22 protein-coding genes and 3 pseudogenes are annotated in these 26,044 nt (G+C 62.0%); 9 read left to right on the plus strand and 16 right to left on the minus strand.

The genetic code is table 11. From position 1 onward, the window contains the following. Nucleotides 1–130: 130 nt before the first annotated feature. The 3 genes from GNZ12_RS05685 to GNZ12_RS05695 all read right to left on the minus strand — a co-directional run bounded on the left by GNZ12_RS05685 (nt 131) and on the right by GNZ12_RS05695 (nt 2,663). Entirely contained in the window at nt 131–1,324 is a 1,194-nt protein-coding gene (locus GNZ12_RS05685) for a phosphoglycerate kinase (RefSeq protein WP_172309438.1), read from the minus strand. A 272-nt stretch (nt 1,325–1,596) separates the two neighbouring features. After that, nucleotides 1,597–1,920, minus strand: a complete 324-nt coding sequence (locus tag GNZ12_RS05690; RefSeq protein ID WP_172309439.1) for an AzlD domain-containing protein — start codon at nt 1,918–1,920, stop codon at nt 1,597–1,599. Then, on the minus strand, nt 1,917–2,663 hold the full coding sequence (locus GNZ12_RS05695; RefSeq protein WP_172309440.1) for an AzlC family ABC transporter permease: 747 nt from the start codon (nt 2,661–2,663) through the stop codon (nt 1,917–1,919). Before GNZ12_RS05695 ends, GNZ12_RS05690 begins: the two co-directional genes overlap by 4 nt. Nucleotides 2,664–2,955: 292 nt before the next feature. On the opposite strand from GNZ12_RS05695, the gene GNZ12_RS05700 reads away from it, so the two are divergent. The 6 genes from GNZ12_RS05700 to GNZ12_RS05725 all read left to right on the plus strand — a co-directional run bounded on the left by GNZ12_RS05700 (nt 2,956) and on the right by GNZ12_RS05725 (nt 7,836). After that, nucleotides 2,956–3,879 carry a branched-chain amino acid transaminase gene (locus tag GNZ12_RS05700; RefSeq protein ID WP_172309441.1) on the plus strand — a complete coding sequence of 308 codons (924 nt, stop codon included), beginning with the start codon at nt 2,956–2,958 and terminating at the stop codon, nt 3,877–3,879. Between the two features lie 92 nt (nt 3,880–3,971). Next, entirely contained in the window at nt 3,972–4,166 is a 195-nt protein-coding gene (locus GNZ12_RS05705) for a zinc-finger domain-containing protein (protein ID WP_007180502.1), read from the plus strand. A gap of 261 nt (nt 4,167–4,427) precedes the next feature. Then, nucleotides 4,428–5,453, plus strand: a complete 1,026-nt coding sequence (gene waaF, locus GNZ12_RS05710) for a lipopolysaccharide heptosyltransferase II (RefSeq protein WP_172309442.1) — start codon at nt 4,428–4,430, stop codon at nt 5,451–5,453. 177 nt (nt 5,454–5,630) lie between these two features. Continuing rightward, a complete protein-coding gene (locus GNZ12_RS05715; protein ID WP_172309443.1) occupies nt 5,631–6,077 on the plus strand; it encodes a nuclear transport factor 2 family protein in 447 nt (148 codons plus the stop codon). 57 nt (nt 6,078–6,134) lie between these two features. Further along, the gene (locus GNZ12_RS05720) at nt 6,135–7,271 is read left to right on the plus strand and encodes a YheT family hydrolase (protein ID WP_172309444.1); all 1,137 of its coding nucleotides are present in this window, start codon (nt 6,135–6,137) and stop codon (nt 7,269–7,271) included. Next, entirely contained in the window at nt 7,264–7,836 is a 573-nt protein-coding gene (locus GNZ12_RS05725) for a DUF2946 family protein (RefSeq protein WP_172309445.1), read from the plus strand. The genes GNZ12_RS05720 and GNZ12_RS05725 overlap by 8 nt, the downstream gene beginning before the upstream one ends. Nucleotides 7,837–7,909: 73 nt before the next feature. Here the strand turns inward: GNZ12_RS05725 and GNZ12_RS05730 are convergent, their stop codons facing one another. Then, complete coding sequence (locus GNZ12_RS05730) at nt 7,910–9,643, minus strand: M48 family metalloprotease (protein ID WP_172309446.1); 1,734 nt, start codon at nt 9,641–9,643, stop codon at nt 7,910–7,912. A gap of 134 nt (nt 9,644–9,777) precedes the next feature. Between GNZ12_RS05730 and moaC the strand changes: the two genes are divergently transcribed. Further along, entirely contained in the window at nt 9,778–10,254 is a 477-nt protein-coding gene (gene moaC / locus GNZ12_RS05735) for a cyclic pyranopterin monophosphate synthase MoaC (RefSeq protein ID WP_172309447.1), read from the plus strand. Between the two features lie 117 nt (nt 10,255–10,371). Here moaC and GNZ12_RS05740 read toward each other — a convergent pair whose 3' ends face one another. From GNZ12_RS05740 to recA, 12 genes and pseudogenes are all read right to left on the minus strand, one after another. After that, nucleotides 10,372–12,156: a PglL family O-oligosaccharyltransferase gene (locus GNZ12_RS05740; protein WP_172309448.1), complete on the minus strand. Its 1,785-nt coding sequence runs from the start codon at nt 12,154–12,156 to the stop codon at nt 10,372–10,374. Between the two features lie 126 nt (nt 12,157–12,282). After that, a pseudogene (locus GNZ12_RS05745) lies at nt 12,283–13,281 on the minus strand (group II intron reverse transcriptase); the annotation flags it as partial. Further along, nucleotides 13,229–14,953, minus strand: a complete 1,725-nt coding sequence (locus GNZ12_RS05750; RefSeq protein WP_172309449.1) for a recombinase family protein — start codon at nt 14,951–14,953, stop codon at nt 13,229–13,231. The gene GNZ12_RS05750 and the pseudogene GNZ12_RS05745, both read right to left, overlap by 53 nt. Further along, the gene (locus GNZ12_RS05755) at nt 14,950–15,132 is read right to left on the minus strand and encodes a hypothetical protein (RefSeq protein ID WP_102857292.1); all 183 of its coding nucleotides are present in this window, start codon (nt 15,130–15,132) and stop codon (nt 14,950–14,952) included. Before GNZ12_RS05755 ends, GNZ12_RS05750 begins: the two co-directional genes overlap by 4 nt. A 124-nt stretch (nt 15,133–15,256) precedes the next feature. Next, nucleotides 15,257–15,997: pseudogene (locus tag GNZ12_RS05760) on the minus strand (reverse transcriptase N-terminal domain-containing protein); the annotation flags it as partial. A gap of 1,276 nt (nt 15,998–17,273) precedes the next feature. After that, nucleotides 17,274–17,898 (minus strand): annotated as a pseudogene (locus tag GNZ12_RS05765) (pilin). Between the two features lie 207 nt (nt 17,899–18,105). Continuing rightward, nucleotides 18,106–18,810 (minus strand): TerC family protein, encoded by a 705-nt coding sequence (locus GNZ12_RS05770; RefSeq protein ID WP_172309451.1) that lies wholly within the window; start codon nt 18,808–18,810, stop codon nt 18,106–18,108. A gap of 144 nt (nt 18,811–18,954) precedes the next feature. After that, complete coding sequence (gene sucD / locus GNZ12_RS05775) at nt 18,955–19,836, minus strand: succinate--CoA ligase subunit alpha (RefSeq protein ID WP_030101039.1); 882 nt, start codon at nt 19,834–19,836, stop codon at nt 18,955–18,957. Between the two features lie 116 nt (nt 19,837–19,952). Then, nucleotides 19,953–21,122, minus strand: coding sequence for an ADP-forming succinate--CoA ligase subunit beta (gene sucC / locus GNZ12_RS05780; protein WP_054034438.1), 1,170 nt, complete (start codon nt 21,120–21,122; stop codon nt 19,953–19,955). Continuing rightward, a complete protein-coding gene (locus tag GNZ12_RS05785; protein WP_074282285.1) occupies nt 21,119–21,868 on the minus strand; it encodes a DUF2889 domain-containing protein in 750 nt (249 codons plus the stop codon). The genes sucC and GNZ12_RS05785 overlap by 4 nt, the downstream gene beginning before the upstream one ends. Before the next feature lie 185 nt (nt 21,869–22,053). Continuing rightward, nucleotides 22,054–23,016: a recombination regulator RecX gene (gene recX, locus GNZ12_RS05790; protein WP_407947681.1), complete on the minus strand. Its 963-nt coding sequence runs from the start codon at nt 23,014–23,016 to the stop codon at nt 22,054–22,056. A gap of 7 nt (nt 23,017–23,023) precedes the next feature. Then, nucleotides 23,024–24,100 (minus strand): recombinase RecA, encoded by a 1,077-nt coding sequence (recA, locus tag GNZ12_RS05795; RefSeq protein ID WP_097390345.1) that lies wholly within the window; start codon nt 24,098–24,100, stop codon nt 23,024–23,026. Nucleotides 24,101–24,344: 244 nt separating this feature from the next. Here recA and GNZ12_RS05800 point away from each other — a divergent pair, with 244 nt between their 5' ends. Both GNZ12_RS05800 and GNZ12_RS05805 read left to right on the plus strand, forming a co-directional pair. Then, entirely contained in the window at nt 24,345–25,136 is a 792-nt protein-coding gene (locus tag GNZ12_RS05800) for a response regulator transcription factor (RefSeq protein WP_172309452.1), read from the plus strand. A gap of 9 nt (nt 25,137–25,145) precedes the next feature. Beyond that, the coding region (locus GNZ12_RS05805; protein ID WP_172309453.1) for a sensor histidine kinase at nt 25,146–26,044 on the plus strand (899 nt) is incomplete at its 3' end.

The raw sequence follows: 26,044 nt of genomic DNA on the forward strand, positions 1-26,044 counted from the left end.
AGATTCGGCCGCGGCCGTCGTGGCGGCGGAGCGCGCTTCGCGCTCCCCTGCCGTTGCTGCTGCGGTGTTGCGCGGCGACTTGTTGCCGCGTGCTTTTGCAGACTTCGCTGAGGGGGAGCGCGTCACCACGTTAAGCCCGCGATTCCAGAACAGCGACTGCGGGCAGTGTCTTGCCCTCGAGGAACTCGAGGAAGGCACCGCCGCCCGTCGAGATGTAGCTGACTTTGTCCTGGATGCCGTATTTGGCGATGGCCGCGAGCGTGTCGCCGCCGCCGGCAATCGAGAACGCCGACGACTTGGCGATCGCGTCAGCCAGGGTCTTGGTGCCGTTGCCAAACTGATCGAATTCGAACACGCCGACCGGGCCGTTCCACACGATCGTACCGGCCTTTTCCAGTTGAGCGGCGAGCACCTTGGCGGTTTCCGGTCCGATGTCGAGGATCAGGTCGTCGTCTTGAACATCCGCGACGGCCTTCACTTCAGCCTTGGCGGTCGGCGAGAATTCCTTCGCCGTGACCACGTCGGTCGGGATTGGCACTGAGGCGCCGCGGGCTTTCGCTGCGTCGATGATGGCTTTGGCTTCGTTCACCAGATCGGCTTCGGCAAGCGACTTGCCGATCTTCAGGCCGGCCGCCAGCATGAACGTATTGGCGATGCCGCCGCCCACGATCAGCTGATCGACCTTGTCAGCGAGCGACTTCAGAATAGTCAGCTTGGTGGACACCTTCGAACCGGCGACGATCGCCACCAGCGGGCGCTTCGGCGCGCCCAGCGCCTTGCCGAGCGCTTCGAGTTCAGCGGCCAGCAGCGGGCCGGCGCACGCGATCGGCGCGTACTTCGCGATGCCGTGCGTGGTGGCTTCGGCGCGGTGCGCGGTGCCGAATGCATCGTTCACGTAGATGTCGCAAAGCTTCGCCATTTTCTGCGCGAGCTCGTCGGAATCCTTCTTTTCGCCCTTGTTGACGCGGCAGTTTTCCAGCAGCACGACTTGGCCCGGGGCGACGTTCACGCCGTTTTCGACCCAGTTCGCAACCAGCGGCACGTCCCGGCCGAGCAGCTCGGCGAGGCGCTTCGCGACCGGCGCCAGCGAGTCTTCCGGCTTGAATTCGCCTTCGATCGGGCGGCCCAGGTGCGACGTGACCATCACGGCGGCGCCTGCGTCCAGCGCGGCCTTGATGGCCGGCACGGAGGCGCGGATACGGGTGTCTTCGGTGATGTTGCCTTGATCGTCCTGCGGCACGTTCAGATCGGCGCGGATAAACACGCGTTTGCCGGATAGCTTGCCTTCGGCGATCAGATCGGAGAGACGCAATACCTTGTTCATGGGCGTGTATGTGCGAGTTGATGAGAAGGCGGTGGCGGACGACGCGCTGGCATCCAAGCGCGGCAAACTCCAGCGCTTCGGCACGGCAGCGGCTCCACTGAATCGGGCGCCGGCGGCATGGTCGCGGCTGTCGCGCCGTGCACCAGCGCGGTTATCCCGGAAACAGCCATTTTAACTGATCCACACTGCCTTCTGACCCGCAACCAGGCGAATGTCCCGTATTTGAAGAATGCGCCGTGCATGTTGCGTCGCAGCATTTTCAACCCAATCAATCACATGAAGAGCCGCAGGAGCGTGAACACGACCATTCCCACCACAATCGTGCCGAGCATGGTGCGCCGCCACAAAAACCACGCAAGACCGGCCAGCGTTGCGTAAAACTCGTGGTTCGACGGCGCGAACGAGAGCCCGTCCGGCGTCGCCAGCACATCGGGCAGCACGACGGCGGCGAGCGCCGCGGCCGGCGCATAGCGCAGCATCCGCTGTATACGCTCCGGCAAAACCGTGCGCTCGCCGCCGATTAGAAACATGGCACGTGTCACCGCGGTGACGAAAGTCATGCCAATAATGGCCAGCCAGATCTGCGTGGATGTCACTGGGAATCTCCGGCGCTGTTACGGATGCGGCGCAAGTCGGCGCGCTCGACCATCAGATCGGCGGCGCTGCCCGCGACAATCGCCGCGATCACCGCGAGCGGTAGCGCGAGCCGGTACGGCAGGTCGAAAGCGAGCAGCGACACGAGGCCCGCAATGCTGACTGCAACCAGCGTGGAACGCGTGGCGATCGCCGACACCATGATGGGCAGCAGCGCCAGCGTGCCCGCGAGCGCGAGGCCCCAGTTGTCCGGAATCAGGCTCGCCAGCAGGATGCCGGCGATCGACGACACCTGCCACGACAGCCAGCTGCACGCCGCCATGCCCCAGAAGTACGCCTCCTTGCCCGGCACGTAGCCGGTCTGGAAGCTCTTCTTCTGAAACAGCAGATAGATCACGTCACCGTTGAAGTAGCCCAGCACGATGCGCCGCCACATCGGCAGATAGGAAAAATGCGGCGCGAGACCAGCGCTGAAGATCACGAAACGCGTATTAACCATCGCGGCCGTGAGCAGCACGGTCCAGATCGGCAGCTTGGCGGCAAGCAGCGGCAGCACGGCCAGTTGTGACGAACCGGCGTAGCACAGCAGCGACATGGTGAGCGCCTGGGGCAGCGTGAGCACGGACTTGCTCATCGCAATGCCGGTGACGAGCCCCCAGGAGAAAATCGCCATCAACGTGGGCGAATAGTCGCGCGCGCCCTCACGAAAAGCACGGCGATCGGTATCTGACAGGCGAGCGAGCATGAGGCGAAACGCGGGCGCCAAGCGGCGGCGCAACGAAGGGAGGTCGGCGCCAGGTCGTCAAGCACCCGCTGGCGCATCCGGATTTGAATTATGCGTGCGCCGAATTATAGCGCCCGGCGTGCGGCCAAATGCCCGTTTCGTGTGCAAAAGACGCTAAAATGACGCTCTTCGCAAGACCTCACAAGAAAACGCCGGGCCACCCCCGGGTTTCCTTGTCCCCACGGGGAGCCTGACGCGAAGCGACAGGTTTGGGGGCTCTCACGCACTCACAAACGCACTGCTGGAGAATCGTATGTCAATGGCCGACCGCGACGGCAAGATCTGGATGGATGGCAAGCTCATCGAGTGGCGCGACGCCAAGATCCACGTGCTCACCCACACGCTGCACTACGGCATGGGCGTTTTCGAAGGCGTACGCGCCTACAAGACGGCAGACGGCGGCACGGCGATTTTCCGCCTCCAGGAGCACACCAAGCGCCTCCTGAACTCGGCCAAAATCTTCCAGATGGACGTGCCGTTCGACCACGAAACGCTGGCAGCCGCGCAGTGCGAAGTGGTCCGCGCAAACAAGCTGGAATCCTGCTACCTGCGCCCGATCATCTGGGTCGGCTCGGAAAAGCTCGGCGTGTCGGCCAAGGGCAACACGATCCACGTGGCGATCGCCGCCTGGCCGTGGGGCGCTTACCTCGGTGAAGACGGCATTGCCAAGGGCATCCGCGTGAAGACCTCGTCGTTCACGCGCCATCACGTGAATGTGTCGATGGTCCGCGCCAAGGCGTCGGGCTGGTACGTGAACTCGATCCTCGCCAACCAGGAGGCGATCGCCGACGGTTACGACGAAGCGCTGCTGCTGGATGTGGACGGCTACGTGTCGGAAGGCTCGGGCGAAAACTTCTTCCTCGTGAACAACGGCAAGCTGTACACGCCGGATCTGTCGTCGTGCCTCGACGGCATCACGCGCGACACGGTCATCACGCTGGCGCGCGACGCGGGCATCCAGGTGATCGAAAAGCGCATCACGCGCGATGAGGTCTATACCTGCGACGAAGCATTCTTCACCGGCACCGCCGCGGAAGTCACGCCGATCCGCGAACTCGACAACCGGACGATCGGCTCGGGCGCACGCGGCCCGATTACTGAGAAGCTGCAATCGGGCTTCTTCGATATCGTCAACGGCAAGAGCGACAAGTACGCGCACTGGCTGACCAAGATTTAACGCGCGCTGCGCCGGCCCCGGGCCCTTGGCCTGCGGCCTGTAGTCCGTTGCCGGCGCAACGCACGCACCCTGCATACAACGAGAAAGTCCCCATGAGCGAAATCAAGGAAATGCCGCTGGTCGAACTGTCGGCAAAGGATCTGCCGGCGTACTGCCCGAATCCGGCCATGCCGCGCTGGAGCGCACATCCGCGCGTCTTTATCGACGTCACGCACGGCGAAGCGAAATGCCCGTATTGCAGCACCCGCTACAAGCTGCGCGACGGCGAAGTGGTCAAGGGTCACTAACCTTGAACATTGCGCACTGAGCGCTGATCGCTTGCGGCGCTCTTTGCCGGCGCACCCGCTGCCCGGTTCGTCATGTGACGAGCCGGCTGTGCTTTTGCAGCAGAGGGTGGCCAGGCAAGCGCTTCGCAACCAGGCCGCAGCGGCGGGGCCGGCCATGCCGGTTCCGCACCGCAAAGCTCGCGGTTTTTCCCTTTTGACACAATCGAACGCCACGCGCATGGCGCGCGCGGCGCTTCGTTTCGACACCGGACACTCACTCTGATGCGTCGCGCGTTGGTTATCGCACCGAACTGGATCGGTGACGCATTGATGGCGCAGCCGCTGTTTGCGCGCCTCGTGAAATTGCACCCGCGCATTGTTATCGACGCGGTCGCGCCCTCATGGGTCGCGCCCGTGCTTGAACGCATGCCCGAGATTCGCGACGTCTACGCAACCGACCTCGCGCATGGCAAGCTGCAGATGCTGCGCCGCTGGCAACTGGCGAGCGACTTGCGCGATGTCGGCTACGACGCGGCCTATGTCCTGCCGAATTCGCTCAAGTCGGCGCTGATTCCGTGGATGGCGGGCATTCCGCTGCGCATCGGCTACACCGGTGAAAGCCGCTACGGCTTGCTGAACGTGCGTCACGCGAATCCGCGCAAAGACGAGCGCCCGCCGATGGTCGGCCAGTACGCCGCCCTCGCCTACACACCCGGCGCCAAGGTCCCCGACGACCTGCCGATGCCGCGGCTCGACGCTGACCTGAACGAAGCCTCGCGCGTATCCGCGCGCTTCAATCTGGATACGCGCGTACCGCTGCTGGTGTTCTGCCCGGGCGCCGAGTACGGCCCGGCCAAACGCTGGCCGCCTGAGCATTTCGCAGCGCTCGCTCAGATGGTCGGCCAGTCGTTCCCGTATACGCAGATCGTCGCGCTCGGTTCGCCGAAAGACGCGCCGCTTGCCCAGGCCATCGCCGAGAAGGCGCCGAACGTCCGTAACCTGTGCGGTCAGACCGCGCTGGGCGAGGCTTGCGCGCTGATCTCGCGAGCCAACGCGGTGGTCACCAACGATTCCGGCCTGATGCACGTGGCCGCCGCGCTGCGCCGGCCGCTGGTGGCCGTGTACGGTTCGACCGATCCGCGCCACACGCCGCCCTTGTCCGAGCTTGCGAAGGTACAATGGCTTCATCTCGAATGCAGTCCCTGTTTTCAGCGCGAGTGTCCGCTCGGGCATCTGAACTGCCTGAAGCAGTTGAGCGCCGAGCAGGTATTCGGCGATTTGCGCGGCATGTTGCTCGCGCAACGTTGAACCGATTGATTCGACTGATACTTGCACGCAACACCGCACGCCCCTAAGCGCGTCGCGTCATGTTTGCGCCTTGCGGCGCGGGCATTCTCGCGCTTGGGTGCGATTGTCCGGTGCTCCGGACTGTCCCGCTGACCGCTGCCCCGCAACCGCGCGCCGCGCACAAGAGACTGACGAGCCATGCCACGTTTTGCCCATATCTTCGAAGCCGCTGCCGATACGCTGAACGCCTATTACCAGGCCATCGCCGAGGTGAATATCGACAGCTTGATGGGCCTGTGGATCGACGAGGAGTTCGTGAGCTGCATCTGTGCCGACGGCTCGCACCTGCACGGCCTCGACAGCATTCGCGCCGGCTTGCAAATCCAGCTCGAAACCGCGCCCATTTCGATTGAACCGCTCGATATTCGCGTCTACGACAGCCTCGGCACCGTCGTCTATGCCATTGCTGAAGCACATCGCCCGGCCGATCCGAAGGCGGCGCCCGCGATGGTGTTCACCACTTACGTCATGGTTCACGAGCGCGGCGAATGGCGCATTGCGCATATTCACGCGAGTCCGATGCCGAATGAGGCCGCCAGCCAGTTCGCCACGAAGATGCGGCATGGCCAGGGGTCGCTGCACTGACGCCTGACAGGTGTTTCGCCTGTTTCACCGGTTTTACCTTTTTGCTTCGACGCTGGTATGAGCACGCCCCGCAGGAAGTCCCCCGCCCCGAAGGAAGTCGCTTTGGGAGATTGGACGACGCACGATAAATCCGCTTCTGCTGGTGCAGCACGCGCCGCGACTGCTGTCGAGGCCACCGTCGACCTGCTCTACCGCGCGCCGCTCTGGCTGCCGAACCGGCATGTGCAGACCATCGTCCCGGCGCTGTTCGCACGCCGTCCGGCAATCACGTTCCGGCGCGAACGCTGGGATACGCCCGATGGCGATTTCATCGATCTCGATTGGGTGGTGCATGACGGCAAGCCTGCCTCGGCGCTCGCCTCTGCCACACCCTCCAGAATTCCCGCCGACGACGCGCCGCTGTTCGTGCTGTTTCACGGCCTCGAAGGCGGTTCCACGTCGCACTACGCCACCACCTTGATGGCGGCCGCGCGCGAGTACGGCTGGCACGGCGTGGTGCCGCACTTTCGCAGCTGCAGCGGACCGCTGAATCTATTGCCGCGTTTCTATCATCTCGCCGACAGCAACGAAGTAGACTGGATCCTGCGGCGTTTGCGCGCCACACATCGTGGGCCGATCGTGGCGGCGGGCGTGTCGCTCGGCGGCAATGTGCTGCTGCGCTGGCTCGGAGAGCGGCGCGAAGATGCGTCGCCGGTGATCTCGGCCGCCGCGGCGATTTCGACGCCGATCGACGTGCATGCCGGCGGCCGCGCGTTGTCACAGGGCTTCGGCATGGTCTACACGCGCAGTTTCCTGAAGACGCTGAAGCAGAAGGCCGAACAGAAGCTGGTGCAATTTCCCGGGCTATTCGACCGCGACGCGATGCTGGCGAGCCGCACGATGTACGACTTCGACAACGTGGTGACAGCGCCGCTGCACGGCTTTCGCGACACCGACGATTACTGGAGCAGCGCGACCACGCGGCCATTGCTGCCTGGGATCGCCGTGCCGACACTGGTGCTGAACGCCCGCAACGACCCGTTCTTGCCGGCCGAAGCGTTACCGGCACGGCATGAGGTCTCGGCGTCGGTAGAACTCGATCAACCCAAGGACGGCGGCCACGCCGGTTTTATGACGGGGCCGTTTCCGGGCCGCATCGACTGGTTGTCGCGGCGTGTGCTCGGCTATCTGGAGCGGTACATCGATCATGGATGACATCGTCAAGCAGGCCTTGGCCAAGTGGCCAAACGTGCCAAGTTGCACCGGATGGTTGATGCTGGACCGCCGTGGCAACTGGCGCATGCGGGATGAAGCCGCTCAGGCCAGCGGTGCGCCCGGTACGCCGATTCGGCATGAGGCGTTGCTCGGATTTATCAATCGGAATTACGACGCCGATGACCGCGGGCAGTGGTTCTTCCAGAATGGGCCGCAACGGGTGTATATCGAATTGGGTTATACGCCGTGGGTGGTGAGGTTGTCAGCCGGCGACGCTGGGGGGCTTGCTTTGACTGACCAGGCCGGTGGGGCATTCGAGCCTTCGGCTGTGTTTGTCGACAATGAAGGTGGGATTCTGTTTGTCGATAGTTCGACGCCACCGAGAGTCGCGGTTTTGCACGATCATGACCTTGAGGTCTTTTCTGATCACGCAGCGTTGGGCGATGACTCGATGAGCGGGGCGTTTCGCTGGAACAATGGGGTTGTTTTGCCCTTGCAGGGCGTGCAGCGAAATGAGGTTGCCGCGCGGTTTGGGTTTGTCGATAGTCCGGCGGCGAGTGCCTAGATCTTTCGCGTGCTGACTGCCTGAGCCCTTTGCACAGGCCACGTTCTGGTCAGATAGCGAAGAGCTGCGAGCGCTAACTCTTCTCGTCAAGCCGTTCCTCTTTATAGCGGCTCTCCATCTCATGTAACCGGGCATCGACGGTAGCGAGATCGTAGTAGCCGATCGCCTTCAGATCCCGCGCCTCCTTCAGTTGCCGGATGGCCGACGGCCAGGCCCCCTCAAGCGCGAATTTTTCGGCCAACGCGCGATGCTGCGTCAGCGCATCTCCACTGCTGGCGCTGGCCTGCGCGAGATACATCCACCAGGCAGGCTGATCGGGTTGTGCGCGCGTTTCCTTCAGCGCCAACGCCTGCGCGTCGGCAAATCGCTTCAAGGTCAGCAAGGTTTGGATATGCATGTCGATCGCAGCGTTCGACTGCGGCCAGCGCGTCTGCGCAAACCCGGCCAGACGCGCCGCCTCGTCATCACGTCCGGCGCGTCGCGCGATATCGGCGGCCAGCACGTCGAGGCTCGGCGAACTGCGCATCGGCTCCCCTTCACCACGCTCGCTGGCAGCAAATGCGGCACGGGTTGAAGCCAGCGACGCCGCCGCGTCGTCGTAACGCTCGAGCAACATCTGCCCATACGCTATTCCGTACCAATTCGCGGCGACGTTCACGGCAGTACGGTCTTCGATTTCCGAGCGCAGGCGCGAAATCTCATCCGCGTACTCGCTGCGCGAGCGATCCTGCAGCAAGCGTGCCCTCGCCCGCACAAATCCGTACTCGGGCGATTGATGCGGTTGCCGGTACGGCGCGCGGCGCGCACGGTCCGCCATGTCGGCAATTCGTTCGCCAGTCAGCGGGTGGGTGCGCGCGTAGGCCGGTATGCCCGTGTCGTTCATCGCCGCGCGATCGAGGCGATCGAAGAACGTCGTCATCGCATAAGGGTCGTAGCCGGCGCCTGCCAGCAGCAGAAAACCGACACGGTCCGCTTCATGCTCGGCGGAGCGCGAGAAACGCAACTGGTTGTCGACCGCATAGGCCTGACCACCGATCGCAATCGCGCTGCCGAGATCGCCGCTGTGCGCGAGCACGCCCGCCACAATGCCGAACAACAGACCGGCCAGCGCGGCATAGCTGCTGTGCTCACCGGCGGTGATCATCCGCGAAATGTGCCGCTGCAAAACGTGCCCCATCTCGTGGCCGAGCACGGAAGCGAGTTCGGACTCGGTTTGCGTCGTCACGATCAAACCGGTGTTCACACCAATAAAGCCGCCCGGCAGCGAGAAGGCGTTGATCTGTGTGTCGCGGACCGCGAACAGCTCGAAGTCCGGACGATAGCCGCCGATGTAGAGCGCGCTCGCCGCCGCGGAGAGTTTCGTGGCGACCGAGTTCAGGTAGTCGCGCACCAGCCAGTCGTCGAGATAGTCGGGGTCGCGGCGCAACTCGCGCATCACGCGTTCGCCGAGCTTGCGCTCGGCTTGTGGCGTCAGCGATCCGGAACCGCCATTGCCGAGGTCGGGCAGTTGCTGCGTGACGATCGGTGCGCGCCAACTGGTGGTCGCGCCAGCGTTGCCGGCGAAGCGGCTTTGTGCGCCGCCATAGACGCCGAATACGCCTTTGGCGATGTCGGGCGGCACAATGGGGTCGGCGAAAGTTTCAACCGGGCCGCTTACCAACGGCGATTCCCCGGACTGCGTGTTGAGCGCGAGGCTCGTACTCGCGCTCGTGTTCGCATTCGGTACACCGCGCGATTGCGCGTACGCGCCCGGCGGCGCCGCGAGCGCGACAGACAACAACGCAGCAAGAACTCGTTTCGAACGCATCGCGAGATCGGTATGACGAAGTCGAAAGGCAACGCCCGCCGCTCGGACTAAGATAGTGGGCACAAGGCAATTGTAATCATCTCGGCCCGCCCAATCACGCTGCTATGATAGGCGCCCTCTGAAGGAGCCCAACCATGCCTGAACTCACTCATTTCGACGCCGCCGGCCAGGCGCATATGGTGGACGTCGGCAGCAAGCAGGAGACCAAGCGCATCGCCATCGCGCGCGGTTCGATTCGCATGCTGCCGGAGACGTTCGCGCTGATCCGCGACGGCAATGCCAAGAAGGGCGACGTGATCGGCATCGCGCGCATCGCCGCGATTCAAGGTTCGAAACGCACCGCCGATCTGATCCCGCTATGTCATCCGCTCGCGCTGACGCGCGTGAAAGTGGACTTCGAGCTCGATGAAACGTTGCCCGGCGTGCATTGCACGGTGCAAGTGGAAACGCTGGGACGCACGGGTGTGGAGATGGAAGCGCTAACCGCCGTGCAGGTCGGGCTGCTGACGGTGTACGACATGTGCAAGGCGGTGGATCGTGGGATGACGATCACCGATGTGAAGGTGCTGGAGAAGCACGGCGGGAAGTCGGGGGATTGGGTGGCGGTTTGATGACGGCCCGCGTCATCAAACCCCTCCACCTCGACAGCCACAGCCACAGCCACAGCCACAGCCACAGCCACAGCCACAGCCACAGCTAAGAATACGGCCACTAAACGACAGCGCGGCTCAATCGTCGTCGCTGTCGTCGTCCTGATTGACGTCGCTCGGCGGCATGCCATAGCGCTTGACCAGTTCCGCCTTGAAACCGGTCAGCGTCTTCTGCTCGTCGCACAGCTCATACAGATAGCCCAACTGCGACGGCCAGTCCTTCAACTCCTGTGCAAAGATCTTCAGGCGCTCGACGGTGTCGAGCGCCCCCGCCGTATCGCCGCTCAGAGCCTGCAGCACCGCATACCGGCGCAGCACGGTTTCACCCGGCAGCAGCGCGATCGCCTGTTTGTGCATGGCGAGCTTGTGCTGCAGGTTCATCGAATTCATCGGCTCCAAGGTCGCCATGCCATACTCGCCCCACGCCTGGAACAGGAACGATGGGTCCGCACGATACTGCTCGGCAGGACGCGAGCCGTAATACAGCACTTCGGCGCGCGCGTAGTCGCGATACACCGGATACAGCGCCGCGATACCGCCGAAGACGACCACGGCAAACACACCGAACGACAGGCGGCCAGGCACGAGGCGCAGCGGCCGTGTCTCGAGCAAGCCGAACACGAACATCGCCGGCAGCAGGAAGAACATGTACTGCTGCGGATACTCAACCAGCGCATGCATGACCAGCACGCCGATCAGCGCGGTGCCGAACACGCGGGCGGCGCTCTGCGGCGCGCGCACCACACGCACCAGCCACGTGACCAGGCCGAACAGCACGATTGCGATGCCGATCAAACCCGTCTTCGCGAGCAGGTCGATGAAAATGTCGTGCGAGTTGTTGGCGATCTCGACGCCGCCCAGCGACTTCACGTACTCGAACTGGTAGCTCGGAAACTCTCCCCAGCCGACACCCAGCAGCGGATGCGCCTTGAACATCGTCCAGCCGTACTTCCACAGCGCAAGGCGCGGCGCGATCTGGCCAGCGTCCTTGAAACGTTCCGCCGCGGACTGACCGAGTTCCAGGTGGTAGTGCACATTGGCCCAGCGGATCAATGCGTTGACGACAAAGAACAGGACCGCCAATACGATCGGAATCAGCCATTCGCGATTGCTGCGGCGGAGAAGCGGCTGACCGCGCGTCTGCGCGAAGGCCATCCAGAAACCCGCCACCACGATCACGCCCATCTGCAACCAGGGGCCGCGCGACACGGTCAGGGCGAGTCCAATGGCGAAGATCGTCGAGACGAGCAGCCAGATGCTGACGACAAGGCGGCGCGTCTGCACGAGAAAGAGCGCACCCGCCATCGCGAACGCGATATAGGTGGCAAGGTGGTTCGCCTGCGCCATATTGCCGAAGGGCCGGCGCTCGACGGTCACGTTGTAGGCGACGACCAGCGGCGACACGCGCGCCTCGAGGTGAAACAGCTGGATCACCTGGCAGAACACCGCAAACAGGCCGCCGACGATCAACGCCCCCGCCGCCCAGCGCAGCGCTGTTTCATTCAGCTTGACGCGGGTGAAACCGTAGCCGGCGTGCGTCGCCATGAATGCAGCAAGCAGGTAACCGCCGCCGAGCCAGTTCATCGACGGCTGCGAGACCGGCAGCAGCACCGATTGCGCCACCAGCACGAGCCCGAACAGCAACGGCACCAGCGCGACAACCGGCGACGCAAACGTCACGCGCGGCCTGGTCGTCCACACCAGCAGCACGACACCCGCGCCCGTCAGCAGATACAGCGCGAGCGCCGTGAATTCGGCGTAGAAGGTCGGAATCGGATACGTGTGGCCGACGACTGCATAAGGCAGCACCAACGCAAGAGCCAACAGAGTGAAAGACAAGTAGCGCGCAAATGGGATGGGCATCGAGTAACCGGAGGGCGTCAGGTAGGGTAGCCCCCCTTCCTTGCGGAAGAGGGGCCCCCTAAGAACCGTACGTGCGAGTTTCCCCGCATACGGCTCAAGCCTACATATTTCTTTTACAAAGCCCCGTCAGTGCAAAGACGGAGCCGGCTTAGTTACCACAAGTTTACCAACGTGTACCTGCCGGTGGCAGTCGGGGTGCAGCAAAACCCTGTTGGACAGAGCGTCGGTCCCGCCATGCATCCGATATTCCAGATGATGGTCGTGCCAACTGGTCTCGTTCGTCAGAGCCCAACCACAGTGCGCGCACAACCCGCCCTGTGATTTGTACAGCGCCACCCATTGCTTGCGATATCGCATTGAATACTCCATGCGATCCTGCCGCAATTGCTCGCTGTACTGCTCCCACAATGGATCAAAAGGATTGAATTCCCCTTTGACCTTCCTGTGGCGCCTGATGTCCGTACCGCTGATCTGGTACAGCTCAAGCAAACCCTTGCTGCCGTCCTCTTGAACTACGGGAGCGGCGAACACCCAATGCCGATTGCCGAGCGAGTGAAAGTACTTCCGTTTCACCCACTCCGCGTTCTTGTTTGGATGCCTCCGCTTCGACCACCGCCAGAGCCTGTAAAACACCAACGACTCCATGCGGCTATACGCCTGCTTGGCTACTACAGGGCTGTGATATTGTGCCCAGCCTCGTAGCATCGGATTCAGCAATCGGATCAACTCCTCCTGCTTTACCGCTTTGTGACCGCTGATCGTATCCGCCACCTTGCGATAGAACGTCTGCACGTTCTTCCTGCTCGGCTTGATGAGCAGCGTTCCCGAATATTTCCGGAAATTCCACCCAAGGAAATCAAAGCCTTCGTCAATGTGAACGATCCGGGTCTTCTCCTCCGATAGTTGCAATCCCCGTACTTCAAGGAAAGTTTCTATCCAAGGCCTGACTTCGTGTTCCAGCATCTCTTTCGAGTCGCCGGTGATGACGAAGTCGTCCGCGTATCGCACCACATTTACTTTCAGCTTCTTCGCTTTCCCGATCCCAAATTTCGCACCGAGGTGCGCAATCAGTTCACGTTCCAGCGCGTTCAGCGTCACGTTTGCCAGCGTCGGGGAAATTACGCCTCGTACAATGTTGCATACTTTTCACTCCATCGTCTGAATCATTCGGATTTTCGCTGGCAAGAGCCCCCGGCTGTGGATCGATCCTGAACACAACGACGATTTCATCCTTGTGGATTTCGACGCGCTTGACTAGACCCAACACGATCCTGCGCTTCGTTTCAAGATCAATCGTATCCAGTTTTTCGGTGACGGCGCCTGCAAATTCCTCGAGCCGGTTTATGACCAGAAACAACTCACTTTGCACCGCCCCTTGCTGCCGGGACTCAAGGATCTGCTGGTCAATCTGCTCAAGCCGGTTCTTCAGTTGCTGCATCTTTGGTTCGAAGTCAGTCTTGTCGATGATACCGTCTGCATAGCTGTCGATCAGCCGGGACTTGCCCTTTTCCAGCTGCAGCCGCTGCTTTTCAAGGTTGCTCATGTCAAAGCCACGCGTCTCATGGCGCTCCATCATATCCAGTCGACGCTCATATTCGCTCTTCAGTCGTTCCGGATGCCTTAGCAATTCCACGACCTGCTGCCATACCAGATCATCGAGCCGGTCCGTTCGTACCTGCAGATTGTCACAGATACGTTGGCCGCCGAAGCGATAGGCGTCGGTTCCAACACAGCGGTAATAGGCGTAGTCCCGCTGATGCCCCTTCGCCGCAGCCTTGCTAACCTTCTTCGCGTAGTAGGCGTAACGGCACTGGCCGCAGACCGTCAACCCTTGCAGCAGGCGTAGCGGCACAGTCTCGCGCCTCTGGCGTGCCAGCTTGCGGTTCTCGGCAAGCTGTTCCTGAGCCGACTGGAACAGCGTCTCGCTGATGATGGCGGGCACCGGAATCTCGATCCAGTCTTGCGGGTCGGTGCGGGTTGTCGAGTGCGGTTTTCTGGGTACGTCGGAACTGTGACGCTGGGCACGCACGCGTACCTGCAGGTGATCGCGCGACTGCGTCTTGCCGAACGCAGCCCGCCCCATGTACGCAGGATTGCGCAATATGCCCCATACCACACTGCGGTCCCAGTACGGCTTGCCCGACGCCGTCACCGTACCCGACTCGGTGAGGCGACGTACCACTTCCCCTATGCTCAGGCGGTCCATCCCCACCCACTGGAAGATCGCCCGGACCGTCGCTGCCTGGGGCAGTTCGATAACGTACCGGGCCGGCGTACCGTCGAGCTGCCGGCGAATGTAGCGGTAGCCGTAGGGGGCCCCGGACAGTACATTGACGCTGCCGCGTTTTGCGCCGTGAAGCTTGCCACGACGGTGACGCTCGGCGATCTTCGCCCGCTCGTATTCTGCGATCATGCCCTGCATCTGCAATAGCAGCGACTCTTCCGGCGTCGTACCGATTGCGTGATTGAGGAACACCACCTGGATGCCACAGGCCGTGAACTCTTCCATCAGCAGCGCCTGGTGCGCATATTTGCGCGCCAGCCGGTCCGGTGACAGGATGTACAGATGATCGATCGCACCGAGCGCGGCACAGTCTCTGAGTCGCTCCAGCTGTGGCCTGATCAGTGTCGCGCCGCTCACGCCAGCGTCAACGAAACACATGTCATCGACGATCTGCGCCCCGTCAGCCGAAATACGCTCCCTCAGTGCAGCGATCTGGCTTTCAATGGTGCCGCGTTTGTTCTGCTGTTCGGAGGATACCCGCGCATAGAGCGCAACCATCGCAGCTTTGCTCATCGTCCACCTCGCTTGACGGTCGCCTTCCTGGCCGCTGCGCGCCGCGTAGCGGACGGCTGTGCCGTTGCGCGTGCTTCGATCGGACTGATCTGCTCGTACGCCTTTTGCAACTGCTCCTGGGCGTAGCGGTTCGGCTCGAAGGCCAGACGTACGCGCCATTTTTTACGTCCTCGGGTCATCGCTGCACCTTCCTGTCAGCGGGAGCGACCGTCTCAAGGACGAGGTCCACATCAACCTTGGAACAGCTTCTGGACCACGGCGCCAGGCACTCCCTTGAAATGCGCAGACCCAATTTTATCCGGCAGTTTGCTCTGTTGTTGGTGGCGTTATGATGCCTCCCTGCGGCGTACCGGCCTCCGTCGCCTGTAGCTGCCCTTTGTAAATCAGGCCAGCCTTCAACCATTTGCGAAGGATCACCCTGTCCATCGGGACATTGTTTTCCAGCCACTTGTGGTTGATGTGGTCAAAGCATCCCTTGATGTCCGCTTCAAGCACCCATTGCGCTGAACTGCGACGGGCCATGACAACGAAAATCTGAGACATGGCGTCAGCCGTCGAACGGTTGAGCCTGAACCCATAAGAGTTCGGGTCACTCGTCGACTCTGCTACCGGCTCCAAGGCCAGCAGATACAAGGCCTGCATCGCCCTGTCCCGCATGGTTGGAATGCCCAGAGGGCGCTCCTTCCCATTGGCCTTGGGGATAAAGACTCTCCGTAAAGGCAGAGGCTTATATCCGTGCCGCTTCAACCTGCCGACAGCAAGCCACCGGCTTTCAGGCGAATCCCATAGCTCGCGATCGACTCCAGCCGTTCGCGCACCCTGGTTCTGCGTAACACGTCGCACCGCATACAGCTTTGCGGACAACGTGCGGGTCAGCATCCGTTGCAAGGCTTTCACCCTGCGCCAGTTACCTTCCCGCGTCGCCTTCGCAATTCGGATCTGCATCCCTCTCACGTTCCGCTCAACTCGACGCCAATCGATGGCGTGCCAATTGTCCGGCGCGTGGGAAAGCGCAGATCCGGTCTTTCGACCAGATACTTTCATGCTGCTCTCCTACCTTGGATTAGATCCCCGGCAGAAGGCGCATCTCCCCCAGCGGGGAAGACACACCCCGCTGGGGAACAACAGACACCTCAATATGAGCGCATGCACTCACATCTCGGACAAACTCCTCAATACGGGCGCATGCGCCCGCATCTAACCAAGTGACAGAGGGTAGTCAGCCGTCTTGCGACGGTAGACCAGACGGAAGTCTGCCCGCTTTCGCGTGGGGTGATGTTCCAACCCCTATCCGGACCGTTACAGCCCGACCTTCGCTTTTTCCGTCCTCCCATACCTGCACAATCAACAGCGTCCCTTACGGTTCGCTTGCCAGCTGACTGCGCTGGCAACCATACAGGCTTACCACGTTCCCGGCATGTCACACGACTGACGTAGGTTCTGCCTCTTCCCCGGTGGCTAGGTGACGACGTAATCCGACGGTTGAGCGGATTAACCAGCCACGTACCTTTTGGTTAGAGCCCAATGTTCAAGCAGCTTTGGCTCCTCAGTGCTTACGAGGTTTATCAGCAGTTCACTTACGTTAACCCTATCAGCCAGCCTAGCTCCTCAACCCCCTTGCTGCTGGGAGTATCCAGATCGCTCCTCGCGGAATCGATCTGCCCGAAACATCCGAGGGCTACATTGTCAGAAGAGCTTCACACCCCACCGTTACCAGTGACGCATGTCTTCTTAGGCTACTGCTGGTCGTACAGCAGGTTCACTATCCTCGCCGTACAACTGACGAGGCCAAACAATGACACACCGAGCTTTCGCTCGTATCGGTTCGCGAATCCATTGCCGCCGACGGCGCAGGAATTACATACATCACTCCACCCTGTCGGCGGAGATGAAGCCGCTGACGGGGCGGAACCTGACGGTAATCAGGTCAATGCAATGCGAACTCTCGGAGAATGTGCTCTACCGAGACTCGTATGAACGAGACCCGGCAAACCTCTACCGGCTCTCGCTTCGCTAAAAGAGATACCCCGCTTCTGAGCAGTTGCGTCGAGGGACTCGCGCCCCTTCCCGATGCTCCACGTGATATCTTCGCGACCGGTTAGGCTCATACCGACGCCTCCTTTGCCGCTAGTCGATGCCCCTTACGTTGGGGCTACCCGGACACGAGCGTGCGTGTCGCACCAACCGGCGCACTATACAAAAAAATTCTCCTGCTGTGCGCCGGCTGGGCTGAAATATCCCGAAAATCAGCCTTTGACGTTCGTGCGGCTACTCGTCCGGTCGCTCATGCGACCGCTTATGCCAGCACTTATGCCACCACTCAGGCGCGGCACTCCGGTGGTGCAAGATTCGACGGCAAGGACGGCGCATCGGCAGGTGCGGGCCCGGCGCCTGGCGCAGGCAGCGAGGAGGCCGTTTTGCCGCCGGCGAAACATTCCCAGGTCACCGCGCCCGCCTGCACGGCCCCCTTGCTCAAGGCGATCCGCGCGGTTGGCGCGTCGGCATTGTCCGGCACCGAGGGCACGAGAGTCAGCGTGTTCGAACCGGCAGGCGCGACGCGCGTCGTGAAAGCAACGGTGATCTGGCCGGTGTCGTCGTCGACGTGGACGGATTCAACGTTGCGGGTGGCAGGCGGCGACGCATAACCACCACCGAACGCATTGCCGCTAGCAGCGTTTTCGGACACCGCGATCCGCGCGGATGCGGCCAGCGAGAGACCCTCCCCCACGCGGCTGCGGGCCAGATAGTCCTGATACGCCGGAATCGCATAGGCCGCGATGACGCCGACAATCGCCAGCACGATCATTAACTCGATCAGCGTAAAGCCGAAACCGAAGCGGCGGCAGGCACGTGCGAGCGGTGCGGTCCAGCGCGCTCGTTCGAGCGGGTTCTGTGGGGAAAGCGTGGACTGTGAAAAAAAGGGAGTACGGCAAAGTAACGATCATCGGCAGGCTCCTGAAACGAAAAACGCCTGCCCCTCGACTCGGGGACAGGCGTTCCAATCGTAGCCAGCGGTACTCGTTCCACACAGTCAGCCGAATGGCTAACGTTGCACCAGTACAGCCGAGGCCGGTACGGGTGCGGTTCCATGTTCAGGCCACCGCACCGTTGCCGTGGCGCGTGCGGCCACGGTTCAGGCTGAGTTGTTCAGCTTAAGCCGCCGCGCGGTTCGCGTTGCGGCGCTTGAGCAGATAACCGAGGATCACGACGAACAGCGCACCGGCGATGCTCATGCCGTACTCGGCCACGGGCGAATCCAGGATCGGCCAACGGTCGCCGGCCGGGTCGTTGATGATCAGGCCACCCGCGATCCAGCCAAGCAGGGCGGCACCGAGCGTAATGACAATCGGAAAGCGGTCGAGCAGCTTCAACACCATCTGGCTGCCCCACACGATCAGCGGAATGCTCACCACCAGGCCGAAAATCACCAGCGCGATGCGGTGCGCCGGATCAGCCGCCTCCGCGGCACCCGCAATCGCGATCACATTGTCGAGGCTCATCACCGCGTCCGCGATGATGATGGTCTTGATCGCCGACATGAGTTTGTCGGCCGGCTTGATGTTCTCGTGGACGTCATGCGCGGGCGCCATCAGACGCACACCGATCCACAGCAGCAACAGGCCGCCGGCGAATTTCAGCAACGGCACGTCGAGCAACGCCACAGCGAACGCAATCAGCGCCACGCGCAGCACGATGGCGCCGGCCGTGCCCCACAGCACGCCTTTCGTACGCTGCGCAGGGGGCAGGTTGCGGCAGGCAAGCGCGATCACGACGGCATTGTCGCCACCCAGCAGGATGTCGATGACGATGATCTGAATGACTGCGCCCCAATGGAGCGTGGCGAAGAACTCGAGCATGAGTAAAAGAATAAGAAGGAATCGGACGCGCGAGCAATAAAAAAGCGGAGGAGTCTACACTCCCCCGCTTTTTAAGACTGCCCGCTCACGAAAGGGTTTCGTAAGCGTATCAAAAACGCGCCGTGACTGCGCGCGAATTTCGATTTACAGCATCGCCTTCAGAAGACGCGCCATTTCCGACGGGTTCTTCGTGACCTTGATACCGCATGCGTCCATGATTTCCAGCTTGGCTTCGGCCGTGTCCGCACCGCCCGAGATCAGCGCGCCGGCGTGGCCCATGCGCTTGCCCGGAGGCGCCGTAACACCGGCGATAAAGCCAACCACCGGCTTCTTCATGTTGTCCTTGATCCACTCCGCAGCGTTCGCTTCGTCCGGACCGCCGATTTCGCCGATCATGATGACGGCGTCCGTTTCCGGATCGTCGTTGAACATCTTCATCACGTCGATGTGCTTCAGACCATTGATCGGGTCGCCGCCGATACCGACTGCCGACGATTGGCCGAGGCCGATCGCCGTCAATTGGCCGACTGCTTCGTACGTCAGCGTGCCCGAACGCGACACGACGCCGATGCGGCCCTTGCGGTGGATGTGACCCGGCATGATGCCGATCTTCAGTTCGTCCGGCGTGATCGTGCCCGGGCAGTTCGGGCCGAGCAGCAGCGTCTTGCTGTTCTTTGCGCGCATGCGTGCCTTGAGCTCGATCATGTCACGGACAGGAATGCCTTCCGTGATACAGATTGCGAGATCCAGGTCGGCTTCGACGGCTTCCCAGATCGCAGCAGCAGCGCCTGCCGGCGGAACGTAAATCACCGACACGGTCGCGCCCGTTTCAGCCTTGGCTTCAGCGACGCTAGCGTAGATAGGAATGCCTTCGAAATCTTCGCCGGCCTTCTTCGGGTTCACGCCTGCAACGTAAGCTTCGCGGCCGTTTGCATATTCACGGCAAGCACGCGTATGGAACTGACCGGTCTTGCCGGTAATGCCCTGCGTGATGACCTTGGTGTCTTTGTTAATCAGAATCGACATGTATAAACCTCTGTTCGTTTGGCGTCGCGCCGCTGCGCCACGGGACGGGATGTTCTCCGCCCGCGTCGCTCACGCGCCGCCATTCGTAATCCTGGTAAACGCGCTTGGGGTTTGGCTTACGCCTTGCCCGCAGCGGCCGCGACGACCTTCTGAGCCGCTTCTTCCATGCTGTCTGCCGCAATGATCGGCAGGCCGGATTCAGCGAGCATCTTCTTGCCCAGGTCTTCGTTCGTGCCCTTCATGCGGACCACGAGCGGCACCTTCAGCGACACGGCCTTCGACGCCGCGATCACGCCTTCCGCGATCACGTCGCAGCGCATGATGCCACCGAAAATGTTGACCAGAATCGCCGTCAGGTTCGGGTTCTTCAGCATGATCTTGAACGCTTCCGTGACCTTCTCGGTCGTGGCGCCACCGCCCACGTCCAGGAAGTTCGCCGGTTCGCCGCCGAACAGCTTGATGGTGTCCATCGTTGCCATTGCGAGGCCAGCGCCGTTCACGAGGCAGCCGATGTTGCCGTCGAGCGAGATGTACGCGAGGTCGAACTTCGACGCTTCGACTTCAGCCGGATCTTCTTCGTCCAGATCGCGATACGCGACGATTTCCGGATGACGGAACAGTGCGTTCGAATCGAAGTTGAATTTCGCGTCCAACGCGATGACCTTGCCGTCGCCGGTCAGGATCAGCGGGTTGATTTCGGCCAGCGATGCGTCGGTTTCCCAGAATGCCTTGTACAGGCCTTGCAGGATCGCGCGTGCTTGCGGCAGCGAAGCGGCGGGCACGCCGATCTTCGTGGCGAGCTCGTCGGCTTCGGCGTCTTTCAGACCGGTCGACGGGTCGACGGCGATCTTGTGGATCAGCTCAGGCGTCTTTTCCGCGACTTCTTCGACGTCCATGCCGCCTTCGCTCGATGCCATCACGACGATCTTCTGCGAAACGCGATCGATCACCAGGCCGACATACAGTTCCTTCTTGATGTCAGCGCCTTCTTCGATCAGCAGACGATTCACCTTCTGGCCTTCCGGACCGGTCTGGTGCGTGACGAGCTGCATGCCGAGGATCTGGTTCGAGTATTCACGAACCTGTTCCAGCGACTTCGCGACTTTCACGCCGCCGCCCTTGCCACGGCCACCCGCGTGGATCTGAGCCTTCACGACCCATACCGGGCCGCCGAGCTCTTCCGCGGCCTTGACCGCATCATCCACCGAGAAGACCGGCTTGCCGCGCGGTACCGCGACGCCGAATTTCCGCAGGATTTCCTTACCCTGGTACTCGTGAATCTTCATGCGTGATTCCCTTCAGTCTGAGAGTTGGATTGAACATCGTTTCCGCTGCCGTCGTTCATGCCGGACGCGTTGCCGCCCTCACCTGTCTGGCGGGCTGCCCCGTCGCCTGACGATGCCGCGCGATCCGCTGTATACGGAGCGCGGCCATACCAGCGCGGATAAAACTGTTGCACCGCCTCGCCGTCGAAACGCAGCGCGTGGCAGCGTCCCAACTGGAATGGCGGTTTGTTGTTGGAATGCTCGTCTGTGCTGTCTTTGCTTCTGGCCTGCTCGGTCCCGGAACTCGCCGCTGCGCCCGGCGTGCCTTCATTGGTGTTCCACACGTCGCCGGCGAACGCCTGGATTGCAGCGGTCGGCAGGAACGCGCACAACTCGGTGAGATGCGTGCAGCCAGCCGTGCCGGCCAGCAAACGGGCAGCATCGCGACGGAAGTTGTTGAACAGATTGAGCCCGATGAGGGCACGGTAGGCGGGATTGCTGGCCTGGCACAACCCTGGATAGGGCACCCAGTCGGACGACGCTTCGGCGTCGACGACGTTGAGCTTGCGATCGATGGTGATGCGAAGCCAGAGTTCATGGATCGGCTGACCATTGGGCCGGACGCCCGACGCAAGCACCACATCGCGCGGTTTTTCGTCGGTCAAGCACGCTTCCACATCCCACAGGCCATCGGCTCGCTCATAGGCTTCCGCTCTGATTGCGCGACGATGGCGCAACTGACGGGATACTGGCGGGGAGAGCGGCATGCGGAAAGGAAAGGCCGGATTGGAAAACCCCCGAATTTTAGCATACTGGGTATTTGAGACAGGTCGGAATGCGCAGGGCCGCCCAGCGGGCCGGGGAGCGCGGTAGACGCTATCTCAAAGGGGGAACCGCACAGGTATCCAGCACGAGCCGTGCGCCAAACGGGATGGCGCAGCTAGTTACCGCCTCACTCCTCGTCGAACCCTTTGAGAATTTTGCCAATCGTAGCACCCGAGAAACCGCGCGATGCCAGAAAGCGCGCCTGCTTGGCTCGCTCGGCGGCGGTTTCGGGAAGCCGGTCGAATTTCTTCCGCCAGACGGCTTGAGCGCGCGCCAGTTCGGTTTCGCGCAGTTGCGCACTGGCTTCTTCAACCAGCGTTTGGTCCACCGCATGCTGCTTCAATTCGCCGACGATCCGGCTCGCGCCCAACCGTGACGAGCGCCGATGGATCAGGCTTTCAGCAAAACGCGAATCGGACAGCCAGTTTTCGGCTTCCAGCGAATCGAGCAAGGTGTCGAGCGAATCGGTTTCCTCGACGAACGGCTTCAGCTTGCGGGCCAGTTCGGAGCGACTGTATTCACGCCGGGACAAATAGCCGAGCGCACGTCCTTTTAGCGAACGGGCCGGGCGTTGGGATTTTTTTGCATCGTCCTGTTCCGGCTTCGCCTCGCCAGGCGTGCGGCGCGAGCGGGTATAGGTGGTTTCGGACGGGTCCGGTTCAGCCTGCGCAGAGGGATCAGACTGCGGCTGGCGACCTGCGGCGCGATCGTGCGCGTCGAACGATTCGAAAGGATCGGCTTCGCCGGCTGCGGCAAAGGGATCGGGATCTGATGCGTGTGAACGCCGAGGGGCAGCGTTGCCCGCAGGATCGCGCGGCGAACGTGAAGTGGAACGCCCGAAAGAGCTTCCAGAAGATTTGCCGAACGATGAATCGGATGAACGACTGAACGAACTACCGGATGAACTACTGGACGATTTTCCCGACGACCGCCCAAACGACCGGGTCGACCGGGAAGTCGATGAGGAGGAAGGTGACGGCGAAGAGGATGAAGATGAGGATGACGACGACTCGAACGAATCGTCGCCACCGTCACGCGGGCCGTTCACGTTGTGTCCAGCGTTGGACGGCGGCCGGCCCTTGCGTATCACGTGCTGGTTACTCTTCTTCGCCCGCGACTTCAGCGGCCGCGCCGGTCGCCACTTCCGCCATGGCATTCACGCCCAGCGATTCACGGATGCGGTTTTCGATCTCACGGGCGATGTCCGGATTTTCACGCAGGAATTCGCGCGCGTTGTCCTTACCCTGACCGATCCGTTCGCCGTTGTAGCTGTACCAGGCGCCGGCCTTGTCGACGATTTTTGCCTGCACGCCAAGGTCGATGACTTCGCCCTGACGGGAAATGCCCTCGCCGTACAGAATGTCGAAAATCGCTTCTCGGAACGGCGGCGCAACCTTGTTCTTCACCACCTTCACGCGCGTTTCGTTACCGATCACTTCGTCATTCTTCTTGATCGAACCGATCCGGCGAATGTCCAGGCGCACCGATGCGTAAAACTTCAGCGCGTTACCACCCGTGGTGGTTTCCGGGTTGCCGAACATCACACCGATCTTCATACGGATCTGGTTGATGAAGATCACGAGGCAGTTCGTGCGCTTGATCGTACCGGTAAGCTTGCGCAGCGCTTGCGACATCAGACGCGCTTGCAGACCCGGCAGCGAGTCGCCCATTTCGCCTTCGATTTCAGCCTTCGGCACGAGTGCCGCGACCGAGTCGATCACGATCATGTCGATCGAGCCCGAGCGCACCAGTGCGTCGGCAATTTCGAGCGCCTGTTCGCCGGTGTCCGGCTGCGAAACCAGCAGGTCGTTGACGTTCACGCCGAGCTTGCGCGCATACTGGATGTCCAGCGCGTGTTCCGCGTCGATAAACGCTGCCGTGCCGCCGAGCTTCTGCATTTCGGCGACGACTTGCAACGTCAGCGTGGTTTTACCGGACGATTCCGGGCCATAAATTTCGACCACACGGCCACGCGGCAAACCGCCGACGCCCAGCGCGATGTCGAGACCGAGCGATCCGGTTGAGACCACCTGGATGTCTTCGACCGCCTCACCTGCGCCGAGCCGCATGACCGACCCTTTGCCGAACTGCTTTTCGATCTGCGCGAGCGCGGCAGCGAGTGCCTTGCCCTTTTCAGCAGTCAGTCCAGCCGAGCCTTTCTTGCTTTCTTCCATGAATCGTCCTTTGCTATGATGAACGGCGTCTGAGGCAGATGTGCGGCCCACGTTTTCAAGATTCTTGAGGGACACCACACGAAACTCAGACACTGTATAAAAAAACAGTAGTTTTGGCAAGCGCGATTCTCATGCGAACGCGCATTTTTACCGTCGCACTGCCCAACTACCCACAATAATTTTCGGAGACCGCTGTGCGCCAGGGGGACACCCCACGGTGCCGGCTAGGCCAGGTTGGCACACCATGCGAATTCTGATTGCCGAAGACGACAGCATACTCGCGGACGGTCTGGTTCGATCACTCCGCCAATCGGCCTATGCCGTCGATCATGTGAAGAACGGCGTCGAGGCCGACACCGCGCTGTCGATGCAAACTTTCGACCTGCTGATCCTCGATCTGGGCCTGCCGCGCATGTCGGGGCTCGAGGTGCTGCGCCGCCTGCGCGCCCGCAACTCGACCGTGCCGGTGCTGATTCTCACGGCCGCGGACAGCGTCGACGAACGCGTCAAAGGCCTCGACCTCGGCGCCGACGATTACATGGCCAAACCCTTCGCGCTGAACGAACTCGAGGCGCGCGTACGCGCCTTGACCCGGCGCGGCGCGGGCGGCGGCCCGACGGTGGTGCGGCATGGTTCGCTGTCGTTCGATCAGGTCGGCCGGATTGCCTATGTCAACGAGCAGGTAATCGACCTGTCGGCGCGTGAACTCGGTTTGCTCGAAGTCCTGCTGCAAAGGATCGGCCGGCTGGTGTCGAAGGAACAGCTCGTCGACCATCTGTGCGAATGGGGTGAGGAAGTCAGCAATAACGCGATCGAAGTCTATGTGCACCGGCTGCGCAAGAAGATCGAGCCGAGCGGTGTGCGCATCATCACCGTGCGGGGCTTGGGGTACTGCCTCGAAAAAGCCGCCCAGCCCTCGAACGTGAACCCGAGCGCCAACACGCTCGCGCCGCACGCCGCCACCGAATCCGAGCCGCCCTCCTCGCCCTCCTCGCCCCCGTCGGCCGCGATGCCGGCGAGCCATCACTACAAATAGAAGACGCCTATGTCCGCACGCGCAGACCGCGCTACGGCGCACGCAGCGGACCTCGACGAGGCGCGCGACGAGCGCTACGCCAATCCGTTCGCCCCGCCCGACGAAACCGAAGCCGCCGCCGAAGCACGCCCGCGCTCGCTATTCGGTGAAATTCTGGACTGGATGCTGGCGCCGTTGCTGCTGCTCTGGCCGATGAGCCTTGCGGTCACCTACCTGGTCGCCAAGTCGATCGCCAACGGCCCATTCGACCGCGCGCTCGAAACCGACGCCTACGTGCTTGCCCGCCAGATCCATCCGATCAACGGCGTGGCGGAGCTGTCGCTGCCCGACTCCACCCGCGACTTTCTGCGCGCCGACAACGTCGACAGCGTGTTCTATCAGGTGCTCGGCACGCGTGGCGAACTGGTGGGCGGCGAGCGCGACATGCCGCTGCCGCACGAGGAAGACCGGCCGCCGCCGGGCCTCGTCGAATTCCGTGACGACGTGCTGCGCGGCAACGATATCCGTGTCGCCTATACGACCGTCGAGTTTCCGCAGACACCCGGCGCGCAGCCGGTGCTGGTGCAGGTCGCAGAGACGCTCGACAAACGCAGCCAGCTCGCCAACGACATTATCAAAGGCGTGATCCTGCCGCAGTTCGTGATCCTGCCGCTGGCGATCCTGCTGGTGTGGTTCGGCCTGTCGCGCGGACTCGCGCCGCTGCATGCCCTGCAGGCACATATTCGCGCGCGCCGCCCGGACGATCTGTCGCCGCTCGAAGCCCGCCGCGCGCCGCCGGAAATCGAGCCGCTGGTGACGTCGTTCAACGATCTGCTGACGCGCCTCGCACAGAACATGGAGTTACAGAAGCGCTTTATCGCCGACGCCGCGCATCAGATGAAAACGCCGCTTGCCGGTCTGCGTACCCA

Source organism: Paraburkholderia solitsugae (assembly GCF_013177695.1).
Taxonomy (GTDB): domain Bacteria; phylum Pseudomonadota; class Gammaproteobacteria; order Burkholderiales; family Burkholderiaceae; genus Paraburkholderia; species Paraburkholderia solitsugae.

Bases quoted from the DNA above. Each gene is read 5' to 3' on its own strand.
- GNZ12_RS05685 (WP_172309438.1), bottom strand. From the start codon at position 1,324: ATGAACAAGGTATTGCGTCTCTCCGATCTGATCGCCGAAGGCAAGCTA.
- GNZ12_RS05695 (WP_172309440.1), bottom strand. From the start codon at position 2,663: ATGCTCGCTCGCCTGTCAGATACCGATCGCCGTGCTTTTCGTGAGGGC.
- GNZ12_RS05700 (WP_172309441.1), top strand. From the start codon at position 2,956: ATGTCAATGGCCGACCGCGACGGCAAGATCTGGATGGATGGCAAGCTC.
- GNZ12_RS05705 (WP_007180502.1), top strand. From the start codon at position 3,972: ATGAGCGAAATCAAGGAAATGCCGCTGGTCGAACTGTCGGCAAAGGAT.
- waaF (WP_172309442.1), top strand. From the start codon at position 4,428: ATGCGTCGCGCGTTGGTTATCGCACCGAACTGGATCGGTGACGCATTG.
- GNZ12_RS05715 (WP_172309443.1), top strand. From the start codon at position 5,631: ATGCCACGTTTTGCCCATATCTTCGAAGCCGCTGCCGATACGCTGAAC.
- GNZ12_RS05720 (WP_172309444.1), top strand. From the start codon at position 6,135: ATGAGCACGCCCCGCAGGAAGTCCCCCGCCCCGAAGGAAGTCGCTTTG.
- GNZ12_RS05725 (WP_172309445.1), top strand. From the start codon at position 7,264: ATGGATGACATCGTCAAGCAGGCCTTGGCCAAGTGGCCAAACGTGCCA.
- GNZ12_RS05730 (WP_172309446.1), bottom strand. From the start codon at position 9,643: ATGCGTTCGAAACGAGTTCTTGCTGCGTTGTTGTCTGTCGCGCTCGCG.
- moaC (WP_172309447.1), top strand. From the start codon at position 9,778: ATGCCTGAACTCACTCATTTCGACGCCGCCGGCCAGGCGCATATGGTG.
- GNZ12_RS05740 (WP_172309448.1), bottom strand. From the start codon at position 12,156: ATGCCCATCCCATTTGCGCGCTACTTGTCTTTCACTCTGTTGGCTCTT.
- GNZ12_RS05750 (WP_172309449.1), bottom strand. From the start codon at position 14,953: ATGAGCAAAGCTGCGATGGTTGCGCTCTATGCGCGGGTATCCTCCGAA.
- GNZ12_RS05755 (WP_102857292.1), bottom strand. From the start codon at position 15,132: ATGACCCGAGGACGTAAAAAATGGCGCGTACGTCTGGCCTTCGAGCCG.
- GNZ12_RS05770 (WP_172309451.1), bottom strand. From the start codon at position 18,810: ATGCTCGAGTTCTTCGCCACGCTCCATTGGGGCGCAGTCATTCAGATC.
- sucD (WP_030101039.1), bottom strand. From the start codon at position 19,836: ATGTCGATTCTGATTAACAAAGACACCAAGGTCATCACGCAGGGCATT.
- sucC (WP_054034438.1), bottom strand. From the start codon at position 21,122: ATGAAGATTCACGAGTACCAGGGTAAGGAAATCCTGCGGAAATTCGGC.
- GNZ12_RS05785 (WP_074282285.1), bottom strand. From the start codon at position 21,868: ATGCCGCTCTCCCCGCCAGTATCCCGTCAGTTGCGCCATCGTCGCGCA.
- recA (WP_097390345.1), bottom strand. From the start codon at position 24,100: ATGGAAGAAAGCAAGAAAGGCTCGGCTGGACTGACTGCTGAAAAGGGC.
- GNZ12_RS05800 (WP_172309452.1), top strand. From the start codon at position 24,345: ATGCGAATTCTGATTGCCGAAGACGACAGCATACTCGCGGACGGTCTG.